Below are 10,343 nucleotides of genomic sequence, written 5' to 3'. Positions count from 1 at the left end.
CATGGACTCCCTCGTCGGCGCCGCCGATGCACGCACCCCAACGACGCCCCGCCCGCCCTTCGGGCGGACGACGGGGGTTTGAAGACGGACCCTAGGCGAGCAGGGGCCGGATCGGCCGGTGGTCGAACGCGATCGGTGACCGGGTGGCGATCCCGCCCGGCTCAGGCCGCTTCCTCGCCGGTGCTCGCGCCTGCGGTCGCGATTGCCACCGCCTGTCCGCTCACTCGGACGTGCGGGTCCGTCGTGGAGGCCTGGACCCGGAGCAGGCTGGGCCGGCCGAGGTCCTCGCCCTGGTGGATGGTGAAGGCGCCGGAGGGCGGGAGGGCGCCGAGGGTGCGCAGGTAGCCGCCGAAGGCGGCCGCCGCGGCACCGGTGGCCGGATCCTCGACGACGCCGCCGATCGGGAAGGGGTCGCGGGCGTGGAAGAGATCGGGGGCCTCACGCCGGACCAGCTGGAGCGTGGTCCAGCCGTGACGGCGCATCACCTCGGCCAGGGCATCGAAGTCGTAGTCGAGGGCCGCGAGGCGCTCGCGGCTGGTCACTGCCAGGACCAAGTGCTCGTTCCCGCCGAAGGCGACGTGCGGCGGCAGCGCCGGGTCGAGGTCCTCCGGGAGCCAGCGCAGGGCGGCGAGGGAGGCGTGCAGTTCCGCATCGCTCGCCGGCCGGGAGCGGGTGGGAACGCTGGTGAGCGTCGCCGTCACGGAGCCTCCGGGCGCCGCCGAGGTGTCCAGGGGGATCTCACCCACCGGCGTGTCGAACACGAGCGGGCCGGGGCCGATCCGCTCGGCCAGGGCCACCGCGGTGGCAACGGTCGCGTGACCGCAGAAGGCGACCTCGGCAAGCGGGCTGAAGTAGCGCAGCCGGAACCGGCGTGCCGCGTGGTCGGCGGCGGTGACGAACGCGGTCTCCGAGTAGCCGACTTCGGCGGCGGTCTTGAGCATGGCGGCGTCGTCCAGCGCGGTCGCGTCGAGCACGACACCTGCCGGGTTGCCGCCGGAGGGGTCGGTGGTGAAGGCGGCGTAGCGCAGGATCTCGGGGTACGTCTGCGTGTTCATGTGCCTATCGTGGCCCGAATCAGGCATCAGGACAAGCGATGGATCTCGATGGCATTCATCGCCGTCCACGATGGCCGAGGGATATCGTCGACGGCATGGACACCCGACTGCTGCGCACCTTCGCCACCGTCGCCCGGACCGGGAGCCTCACCGCCGCCGCGGAGCGCCTCCACCTCGTCCAGTCCACCGTGACCGCCCACGTCCAGGCGCTGGAGAAGGAACTCGACCTGCGCCTGTTCGACCGGCTGCCCCGTGGGGTGGTGCTCACCGGCGCCGGACGCGACGTGCTGGCGCAGGCCGAGGCGGTACTGGAGGCCGAGTCCCGGCTGCGGACGGTCGCCGCCTCGGCCGGTGGCGCGGGAGGGCGGGTGACCGGACGCGTGGTGCTCGCGGCCGGCGAGACGCTGGTGTCCGCCCGGCTGCCGGGAGTCGTCGCCGCGCTGCGGCGCAGCCACCCCGGTATCGAGGTGGACCTGCACACGATGGGCACCGCCTCCGCCGTCGCCGCGCTCCGCACCGGCGAACTGGACCTGGCGCTGCTGCTGGAGGACGAGGCGGAGTTCCGCGACATCGAGTGCACGCCTCTGGCCCACGAGCCGCTGGTGCTCGTCTGCTCTCCCCGGCACCCCGCCGCCACCCGTGACGCCACCGACTCGGTCGCCGGCTGGGCGGACCTGGCCCACGAGGACTACTTCCTGCACGAGCAGGGCTGTTCGTACAGCGACCGCTTCATCGAGCGGCTACTCGCCGCCGCCGGGGGAACGCCGCTGCGGATCACCCGTTTCGGCAGTCTGGAGGCCGCCAGGTCCTGTGTTGCCGCGGGCCTCGGCCTCAGCCTGCTGGCCCGCGCCAATGTCGCGGACGCTCTCGCGGCGGGCCGCCTGGCCCAGGTGCCGGGCCCGCGGTTCCCCGACGTCACCGTTCAACTGGCCCGCCACCGTCGTCGCTGGATCTCCCCGGCGGCGGCCGCACTCACCGCGGAGCTGCCGCACCACTTCCCCCACTGAGCGCGGTTGCGGCAGTGGCCGGCGCGGCTGTGCGCTCCGCGGGGCGCGCGGGTGGGCCCGCATCCCGTGGGAAGGATGCGGGCCCGTGGGGGAGTGGTGGTCAGGCGGTGGTGCAGGGGGCGCCGTTGAGGGTGAACTGGGTGGGGGCGGCGGTGTTGCCGGTGTGGTTGGCCTGGAAGCCGAACGAGGTGGAGCCGCCCGGGGCGAGGGTGCCGTTGTAGCCGAGGTTCTTGGCGGTGACCGCGCCGCTCGCCGGGGTGATGGTGGCGTTCCACGCGGACGTGACGGTCTGGCCGGTGGGCAGGGTGAAGCCGAGGGTCCAGGCGGTCAGGGTCGCGGAGCCGGTGTTGGTGAGGGTGACGTTCTCGGTCAGGCCGGTGTTCCAGGCGTTGACCGCGGTGGTCACCCGGCAGCCGGTGCCGGTCGACGGGCTGGGCGACGGCGAGGGCGAGGGGGACGGGGAGGTGGAGGTGGACGGCGAGGGGCTGGAGGTGGAGCCGCCGAGGGCGTTCACCGAGGCGGTGTACGCGGGCTTGGGCTGGTAGCCGTTGTCGTACATGGTGGCGGCGCCCCAGCCGGAGAACACGCCGGGGATCCAGGAGTCCGCGTCGCCGACGCCCCACTGGGTGACGCCGACGCAGCGGCTGACGGCCAGGCAGGTGTTGATGACGTTGACGTAGTCGTTGGCCTGCTGGGTGAGGTTGGCGGCGGTGGCCGGGAGCTGGATGCGGTCGTCGAGCTCGGTGATGGCGACGTCGAGGCCGAGCGCGGCGAAGCGCTGCAGGTTGGCCTTGAGGGTGGAGGGCACCTGGCCGAGGATGAAGTGCGCCTGGAAGCCGATGCCGTCCAGCGGGACGCCCTGGCCGATCAGGGTCTTCGCCAGGTTGTACATGGCGTCGCTCTTGGCGTTCTGGCCCTCGATGTTGTAGTCGTTCAGGTAGAGCTTGACGTCCGGGTCGGCGGCGCGGGCGGTGCGCAGCGCGTCGGCGACGTAGCCGCTGCCTATCGCGTTGTAGAAGGCGTCGGTGCGGTAGCTGCCGTCCTCGTTGAACGGCTCGTTGACGACGTCCCAGGCGTAGAGCTTGCCCTTGTAGTGGGTGACCTCGTTGGTGACGTGGTTGCGCATGGCGGCCTGGACCTGGGCGGTGGGCAGGCTGCTGACCCAGGAGGGCAGCTGGCTGTGCCAGACCAGGGTGTGGCCGCGGACCTTCATGCCGTTGGCCTGGCCGTAGGCGAGGATCCGGTCGCCGGGGCCGTAGTTGAAGCTGCCCTGGCTGGCTTCGACGGTGTCCCACTTCATCTCGTTGCCGGGGGTGACGACGCCGAACTGGCTGCCGGCGACGGCGGTGAGCGCGGAGTTGTTGAGGTCGCCCTGGGTGAGGGCGGTACCGAAGTAGATCCCCTTGGCCTCGGCGAGGGCGCGCAGGGAGGTCCCGGCCGCGCCGGCCTGGCCGGCGGGCAGCAGGGTGGCGGCCGCGAGTGCGGCGGCGGTGGCGGCGAGCGCGCCGAAGGCGCGGCGGGCGCGCCCGGGGGTGGGGGTGCGGAGCGTCCGGACTGGCACCGGCGTGGTCCCTTCTCTTCTCGGGTGGGGGCAGAGAAAGCTGGACGTGCGGTGGAGCATGGAACGCTGACAGGTGCGGACGCCCCGCATGGGTGTCGAACAATATCGAAACATTCGGAACGGCCGCCGATTCCGATCGGTGACCCTAGGGCCGGACCGACGGTTCGTCAAGCCGTCCTGGGCGGGGCGGTGCTGCTGCGCTCGACCAGGCTGGTGGCCAGATCCACCCGTTGGGTGCCCGGCCGGACCCCCCGGGCCAGGTCGATGACCAGCCGCGCGGCGACCTCGGCCATCTCGGTCAGCGGCTGGCGGACGGTGGTCAGCGGCGGGCCGACCCAGCGGGCCAGCGGCAGGTCGTCGAAGCCGACCACGCTGAGGTCCTCGGGGATCCGCAGCCCCAGCTCGCGGGCAGCCTCGTACAGGCCGAGCGCCTGCAGGTCGTTCCCGGCGAAGACGGCGGTCGGCCGGTCGGGCAGGCCGAGCAGCTCCAGGCCGACCCGGCGTCCGGCCTCGTGGTGGAAGTCGCCCTCGCGGACCAGCTCCGGGTCGTACGCGATGCCGGCCATGTCGAGCGCGGCGCGGTAGCCGTCGGCCCGGGCCCGGCTGCACATCATCCGCCCGGGACCGCCGATCAGGCCGATCCGCCGGTGGCCGAGGTCGAGCAGGTGGCGGGTGGCGGCCAGGCCGCCGTCCCAGTTGGTGGTGCCGACGGCGGGGACCTGCTGGCCGGGGTCGCCGGCCGGGTCCATCACCACGAACGGGATGTCCCGGCTGGCCAACTGCTCCTGCTGGGAGCGGTCCAGGCCGGAGAGGACCAGCACCACGCCGGTGGGCCGGCGGGCGAGCACCCCGTCCACCCAGGACTGCCCGGGGCTGAGCCGGCCCGAGGACTCGGAGAGCACGATCGACAGGCCCTCCTCGCGGACCACGTTCTCGACCCCGCGGATCACCTCCATCGCCCAGGCGCTCTCCAGCTCGTGGAAGACGAGCTCCAGCAGCGGCGCGGCCTGGCTGCCGGAGCGCCGGCGCCGGTAGCCGTGCCGCTGCAGCAGCTCCTCGACCCGCTCCCGGGTGGCGGGCGCGACGTCGGCGCGCCCGTTGAGGACTTTCGAAACTGTCGGCGCGGAGACCCCGGCCTCCTGCGCGATCTCGGCGAGCGTGGCCGCTCTGGTCACGAGTCCCTCCTGCACTGCCCCTGCTGGGCGAACTTCGCTGATGGCCGGTCGTACGGCACGGATGCTAGCCCCTCGACGGGCCTGAACGGATCCCGCCCGGGCCCTTGACGGGTGGCGGGGGCGGCCCTAAGTTTCCCACAACATTCGGCAACTTGCTCGAAACATTCGAACGCGAGGCAGGATATGAGACCGAGATTCGTCGCCGTCGCCGTGACCACCGCACTCGTCCTGGGCACGGCCACCGCCTGCTCCTCCGGCGGGACCTCCGCCGACGGGGGCTCCGGGACGATCCACGTGATGGTCTACGGCGACGCCACCAACAAGGTCGAGAAGCAGATCGTCGAGACCTTCAACAAGACCTCCAAGGTCAAGGTCGTGCTGGACACCGTCCCCGGTGCGGACTACCAGCAGAAGCTGCAGACCGTGATCAACACCCCGCAGGCCCCCGACGTCTTCTTCAACTGGGGCGGCGGCTCCATCCAGCCGTTCGTCAAGGCCGACCTGCTGCTCCCGCTGGACGGGTTCATCGCCCAGGACCCGGGCCTGAAGGACAACTTCCTGCCCTCCGTCTTCAACTCGGCGGTGGTCGACGGCAAGCCGTACGGCGTGCCGATGCGCGGCACCCAGCCGGTGCTGCTCTTCCACAACAAGAAGGTGCTGGCCGACGCGGGCATCACCCCGCCGAAGACCTGGGACGAGCTGGTCGCCGACGCCAAGGCGCTGAAGGCCAAGGGCATCACCCCGATCGCCCTCGGCGGCGCCGACCAGTGGCCGACGCTGATGTGGTTCGAGTACCTCTACGACCGGATCGCCGGCCCCGGGCTCTTCCAGCGCGCGCTCGGCGGCGACCCGGCCGCCTGGGCCGGCGAGGACAGCCGCGCGGCCCTCGCCAAGCTCAAGGAGCTGGTCGACGCGGGCGCCTTCGGCACCACCTACGACTCGGTGAAGTTCACCGACGGCGGCTCCCCGGCCCTGGTGGCCAAGGGCAAGGCCGGGTTCGAGCTGATGGGCTCCTGGTACTACTCCACCCAGCAGGACGCCAACCCCGACTTCGCCAAGGCCGGCCTCGGCTACACCGGCTTCCCGACCGTCGGCGGCGGCAAGGGCGACGCGGCCGACGTGGTCGGCAACACCAACAACTTCTACTCGGTGCTCAAGAAGACCAAGCACCCGGAGGCAGCCGCCGCCTTCCTCAAGCTGATGTACTCCGACGAGTTCGTGAAGGCGCAGCTGGCCATCGGCAACCTGCCGACCACCACCAACACCGCGAACTTCCTCGACACCGCCGCCAGCCCCGAGTACTCGAAGTACCAGTACGAGCTGGTCAAGGCCGCGCCCTCGTTCCAGCTCTCCTGGGACCAGGCCTACCCGCCGAGCGCCATCACCCCGATCCACGTCGCCGTCCAGCAGTTCTTCAACGGCAAGCTCGACGCGGACGGGTTCATCAAGGCCATGCAGGCCTTGTCGACGTCATGACGCGCGCCGGGCGGACCGGCGCGGGGGTGACCCGTCCGGGCTTCGCCTGGGCGGCACCCGCCGCCGTGTTCTTCCTGTTGTTCGCGATCGTGCCGCTGCTGCTGGTCGCCGTCCTCTCCTTCACCAGCTGGGACGGCATCACCGACCCCCGCTTCAACGGTCTGGACAACTGGACCGGCCTGGCCCACGACCCGGTCATGCTCCAGTCGGTCGGCACCACCCTGCTGCTCACCGTCCTCGGCGTGGTCACCCAGACGCCGATCAGCATCCTGCTCGGCGTCTGGGCGGCCGGTCACCAGCGCAACCGGGCCGTGCTCTCGGCGATCTACTTCGTGCCGCTGCTGCTCTCGGCGACCGCCGTCTCGGTGGTCTGGCGGGCCGTCCTCGACCCCAACTTCGGGGTGCCCTCGCAGGCCGGCTGGCTGTTCGGCGACGGCAACCTGCTGGGCACCAGGGCCGGCGCGATCGGGGTGCTCACCTTCGTCGGCGTCTGGCAGTTCACCCCGCTGCACGCGCTGATCTACCAGGGCGGCGCCCGGGCGATCCCGCAGGTGCTCTACCAGGCCGCGGCGGTCGACGGCGCCGGCACCGTCCGGCAGTTCTTCCACATCACCCTGCCGCAGCTGCGCAACACCGTCATCACCTCCATGGTGCTGATGGTGGTCGGCGGGCTCACCACCTTCGACACGGTGCTGATCCTGACCCAGGGCGGCCCCGGCACCGACACCACCGTGAGCGCCTACTACATGTACCAGAAGGCCTTCAAGAGCTTCGACTTCGGCGCCGGCTCGGCGATCGCGCTGGTCCTGGTGGTGGTCGCCACCCTGATCTCGCTCGCGGTCGTCCGGCTCTCCGGCTACGACCGGATGCGCTCCTCGGCGGAGGGCCTGTGATGCGTCGACGCCCGAACTGGCTCGCTGGCCTCGGCTCGCTGGTGTGGCTGGCCCTGGTGGGCCTGCCGCTGTACGTGCTGCTGCTCGCCACCCTCCGCACCCGCTCCGACTACTCCACCGAGGGGCCGCTCTCCCTCCCCGCCGAGTGGACCCTGCGCAACTACCTCACCGACCTGTCCAACGGCTTCGGCCAGGACTTCCTGAACACCCTGGTGGTCACCGCCAGCGTGGTCGCCGTCGTGCTGCTGCTCGTCCCGCCGCTCGCGTACGCCATCGTGCGCGCCCGGGGGCGGACCACCGGGTGGGTGTTCCGGATGTTCCTGCTGGGCCTGGCGATCCCCGCGCAGGCGGTGATCGTGCCGATGTTCTACGTGATCAGCAAGGCCGGCCTGTACGACCACCTGATCGGGGTGATCCTGCCGACCGCCGCCTTCTGCTTGCCCGTGTGCACGCTCGTGCTGACCGGCGCGATGCGCGACATCACCCCGGAGCTGTACGAGGCGATGGCGATGGACGGCGCCTCCCCGGCCCGGGTGTTCCGGCAGTTGGTGCTGCCGCTCTCCAGGGGCGGACTCTCCTCCGTCGTGGTGTTCGCCGCGCTCCAGGCCTGGAACGGCTTCCTCTTCCCGCTGATCCTCACCCAGTCCGACGCCACCAAGGTGGTCACCCTCGGCCTGTACGAGTTCCAGACCGAGCACGGCGTCGACGTCCCCGGTCTGCTCAGCGCCGTGGTGCTGTCCATGCTGCCCATCTTCATCGTCTACCTGTTCGCCCGCCGCGCCCTGGTCCAGGGGCTGATGGGAGTCGGAGGAAAGTGAACGACCGTCAGAATCCGCTGCCCGCCTGGCGCGACACCGCGCTCGCACCGTCGGAGCGCGCCGACGTCCTGATCGCCGAGATGACCCTGCGCGAGAAGCTCGCCCAGCTGGTCGGCGTCTGGGTCGGCGCCAACGACGAGGGCGGCGAGGTCGCCCCGCACCAGCACGAGATGGAGCAGCCGCCCGACCTTGACGAGCTGCTGCCGCACGGGCTCGGGCAGCTGACCCGCCCGTTCGGCACCGCCCCCGTCGACCCGGCGCTCGGCGCGCTGTCGCTGCAGCGCAGCCAGCAGCGGATCGCCGCCGCCAACCGCTTCAACATCCCGGCCCTCGCCCACGAGGAGTGCCTCGCGGGGTTCGCCGCCTGGGGCGCCACCGCCTACCCGGTGCCGCTGTCCTGGGGCGCCACCTTCGACCCCGGCGCGGTGCGCGAGATGGCCGCCGCGATCGGCCGCGACCTGCGGTCCGTCGGCGTCCATCAGGGCCTCGCCCCGGTGCTCGACGTGGTCCGCGACGCCCGCTGGGGCCGGGTCGAGGAGACCATCGGCGAGGACCCGTACCTGGTCGGCACCGTCGCCACCGCCTACGTCCAGGGCCTGGAGTCCGCCGGGATCGTCGCCACCCTCAAGCACTTCGCCGGGTACTCCGCCTCCCGGGCCGGCCGCAACCTCGCACCGGTCAGCATGGGCGCCCGCGAACGGGCCGACGTCATCCTGCCGCCGTTCGAGATGGCCGTCCGCGAGGGCCGCCCCCGCTCGGTGATGCACGCCTACACCGACACCGACGGCCTCCCGTCGGCCGCCGACGAGGCGCTGCTCACCGGCCTGCTCCGGGACACCTGGGGCTTCACCGGCACCGTCGTCGCCGACTACTTCGGCATCGCCTTCCTCAAGGCGCTGCACGGCGTCGCCGAGGACTGGGCGGACGCCGCCGGCCTCGCCCTGGCCAGCGGCGTCGACGTCGAACTGCCCACCGTGAAGACCTTCGGAGCGCCCCTGCTGGACGCCGTCGCGTCCGGCGCCGTACCGGAGGCGCTGGTCGACCGGGCCCTGCACCGGGTGCTCGCCCAGAAAGCCGAACTCGGCCTGCTGGACGAGGACTGGAGTCCCGTGCCCGCCGCCCTCGCCGGTGCCGACCCCGGCGAGCCGGAGACGCTGCGCGGCCTGGTCGACCTCGACCCGCCCGCGAACCGGGCGCTCGCCGAGCGGATCGCCGAGCAGGCCGTCGTCCTGCTGCGCAACGACGGCACCCTGCCGCTGCGCCGCCCCGCCCGGATCGCCCTGATCGGACCGAACGGCGACGAGCCGACCGCCGTCCTCGGCTGCTACGCCTTCCCCGTGCACGTCGGCGGCCAGCACCCGAAGATGCCGCTGGGCATCGAACTCCCCACCCTGCGCGAGGCGCTGGCCGCCGAATTCCCCGGCAGCGAGCTGCGGACCGTCCAGGGCGTGACGGTCGACGGCGAGGACACCGCCGGCATCGCCGAGGCCGTCCGGGCCGCGCGCGCGGCCGACCTGGTGGTGCTCGCCCTCGGCGACCGCGCCGGACTCTTCGGCCGCGGCACCAGCGGCGAGGGCTGCGACGCCGCCTCCCTCGACCTGCCCGGACGGCAGCGCGAACTGCTGGACGCCGTGCTCGACACCGGCACCCCGGTGGTGGTCACCCTGCTCGCCGGCCGGCCCTACGCGCTGGGGCGGGCGGTGGACGAGGCGGCGGCGATCGTCCAGTCCTTCTTCCCCGGCGAGGCCGGCACCCGGGCCCTCGCCGGGGTGCTCAGCGGGCGGGTCGACCCCTCCGGGCGGCTCCCGGTCTCCGTCCCCGCGCACCCCGGCGCCCAGCCGTCGAGCTACCTGGCCGCGCGGCTCGGCCAGGCGAGCGAGGTGTCCAGCAGCGACCCGACGCCCGCCTACGGCTTCGGACACGGCCTCGGCTACACCGAGTTCACCTGGTCCCACCTCACGGTGGAGACCGGTGAGAGCGGCACCGACGGCGCCTTCCGGGTCGCCTTCGAGCTGCGCAACACCGGTGACCGGGCCGGCACCGAGGTCGTCCAGCTCTACCTGCACGACCCGGTGGCGAGCGTGGTGCAGCCGGTCCAACGGCTGGTCGGCTACCGGCGGATCGAGCTCGCCGCCGGCGCCGGCTGCCGGATCGCCGTCGAACTCCCCGCCGACGCCGCCTCGTTCACCGGACGCGACGGCCGGCGGATCGTCGAACCCGGCGCCCTGGAACTGCGCATCGCCGCCTCCAGCACCGACACCCGGCTCACCGCGCCGCTGCGCCTGACCGGCCCGGTCCGCGCCGTCGACCACACCCGCCGGCTGCACCCGGCCGTCACCGTCGACCAGCTCTGAGGAG

8 protein-coding genes are annotated in these 10,343 nt (G+C 72.5%); 5 read left to right on the top strand and 3 right to left on the bottom strand.

What is annotated here, in order from left to right:
* Window positions 1–161: 161 nt before the first annotated feature.
* Window positions 162–1,055 carry a PhzF family phenazine biosynthesis isomerase gene (locus ACGFX4_RS34430; protein WP_393083135.1) on the bottom strand — a complete coding sequence of 298 codons (894 nt, stop codon included), beginning with the start codon at window positions 1,053–1,055 and terminating at the stop codon, window positions 162–164.
* A gap of 95 nt (window positions 1,056–1,150) precedes the next feature.
* Between ACGFX4_RS34430 and ACGFX4_RS34425 the strand changes: the two genes are divergently transcribed.
* The gene (locus ACGFX4_RS34425) at window positions 1,151–2,062 is read left to right on the top strand and encodes a LysR family transcriptional regulator (RefSeq protein WP_393083132.1); all 912 of its coding nucleotides are present in this window, start codon (window positions 1,151–1,153) and stop codon (window positions 2,060–2,062) included.
* Window positions 2,063–2,162: 100 nt separating this feature from the next.
* On the opposite strand, the gene ACGFX4_RS34420 is transcribed toward ACGFX4_RS34425, so the two are convergent.
* Window positions 2,163–3,623: an endo-1,4-beta-xylanase gene (locus tag ACGFX4_RS34420; protein WP_393083129.1), complete on the bottom strand. Its 1,461-nt coding sequence runs from the start codon at window positions 3,621–3,623 to the stop codon at window positions 2,163–2,165.
* A 167-nt stretch (window positions 3,624–3,790) separates the two neighbouring features.
* The gene (locus ACGFX4_RS34415; RefSeq protein ID WP_393083126.1) at window positions 3,791–4,798 is read right to left on the bottom strand and encodes a LacI family DNA-binding transcriptional regulator; all 1,008 of its coding nucleotides are present in this window, start codon (window positions 4,796–4,798) and stop codon (window positions 3,791–3,793) included.
* A gap of 183 nt (window positions 4,799–4,981) precedes the next feature.
* On the opposite strand from ACGFX4_RS34415, the gene ACGFX4_RS34410 reads away from it, so the two are divergent.
* From ACGFX4_RS34410 to ACGFX4_RS34395, 4 genes are all read left to right on the top strand, one after another.
* Window positions 4,982–6,274, top strand: a complete 1,293-nt coding sequence (locus ACGFX4_RS34410; protein ID WP_393083124.1) for an ABC transporter substrate-binding protein — start codon at window positions 4,982–4,984, stop codon at window positions 6,272–6,274.
* Window positions 6,271–7,167 carry a carbohydrate ABC transporter permease gene (locus tag ACGFX4_RS34405; RefSeq protein ID WP_393083121.1) on the top strand — a complete coding sequence of 299 codons (897 nt, stop codon included), beginning with the start codon at window positions 6,271–6,273 and terminating at the stop codon, window positions 7,165–7,167. Before ACGFX4_RS34410 ends, ACGFX4_RS34405 begins: the two co-directional genes overlap by 4 nt.
* Window positions 7,167–7,985, top strand: a complete 819-nt coding sequence (locus tag ACGFX4_RS34400) for a carbohydrate ABC transporter permease (protein WP_393083118.1) — start codon at window positions 7,167–7,169, stop codon at window positions 7,983–7,985. The genes ACGFX4_RS34405 and ACGFX4_RS34400 overlap by 1 nt, the downstream gene beginning before the upstream one ends.
* A gap of 80 nt (window positions 7,986–8,065) precedes the next feature.
* Window positions 8,066–10,339 carry a beta-glucosidase gene (locus ACGFX4_RS34395; RefSeq protein WP_393083138.1) on the top strand — a complete coding sequence of 758 codons (2,274 nt, stop codon included), beginning with the start codon at window positions 8,066–8,068 and terminating at the stop codon, window positions 10,337–10,339.
* Window positions 10,340–10,343: the final 4 nt, after the last annotated feature.

It is taken from the genome of Kitasatospora sp. NPDC048365 (assembly GCF_043200835.1).
Classification (GTDB): Bacteria; Actinomycetota; Actinomycetes; order Streptomycetales; family Streptomycetaceae; genus Kitasatospora; species Kitasatospora terrestris.
The sequence above is the reverse complement of the archived record's forward strand: the minus strand, read 5'-3'. Positions and strand labels throughout refer to the sequence as shown.

Excerpts from the sequence above, each read along its gene's own strand:
- ACGFX4_RS34430 (WP_393083135.1), bottom strand. The coding sequence starts at position 1,055 with ATGAACACGCAGACGTACCCCGAGATCCTGCGCTACGCCGCCTTCACC.
- ACGFX4_RS34410 (WP_393083124.1), top strand. The coding sequence starts at position 4,982 with ATGAGACCGAGATTCGTCGCCGTCGCCGTGACCACCGCACTCGTCCTG.
- ACGFX4_RS34405 (WP_393083121.1), top strand. The coding sequence starts at position 6,271 with ATGACGCGCGCCGGGCGGACCGGCGCGGGGGTGACCCGTCCGGGCTTC.
- ACGFX4_RS34395 (WP_393083138.1), top strand. The coding sequence starts at position 8,066 with ATGACCCTGCGCGAGAAGCTCGCCCAGCTGGTCGGCGTCTGGGTCGGC.
- ACGFX4_RS34425 (WP_393083132.1), top strand. The coding sequence starts at position 1,151 with ATGGACACCCGACTGCTGCGCACCTTCGCCACCGTCGCCCGGACCGGG.
- ACGFX4_RS34400 (WP_393083118.1), top strand. The coding sequence starts at position 7,167 with ATGCGTCGACGCCCGAACTGGCTCGCTGGCCTCGGCTCGCTGGTGTGG.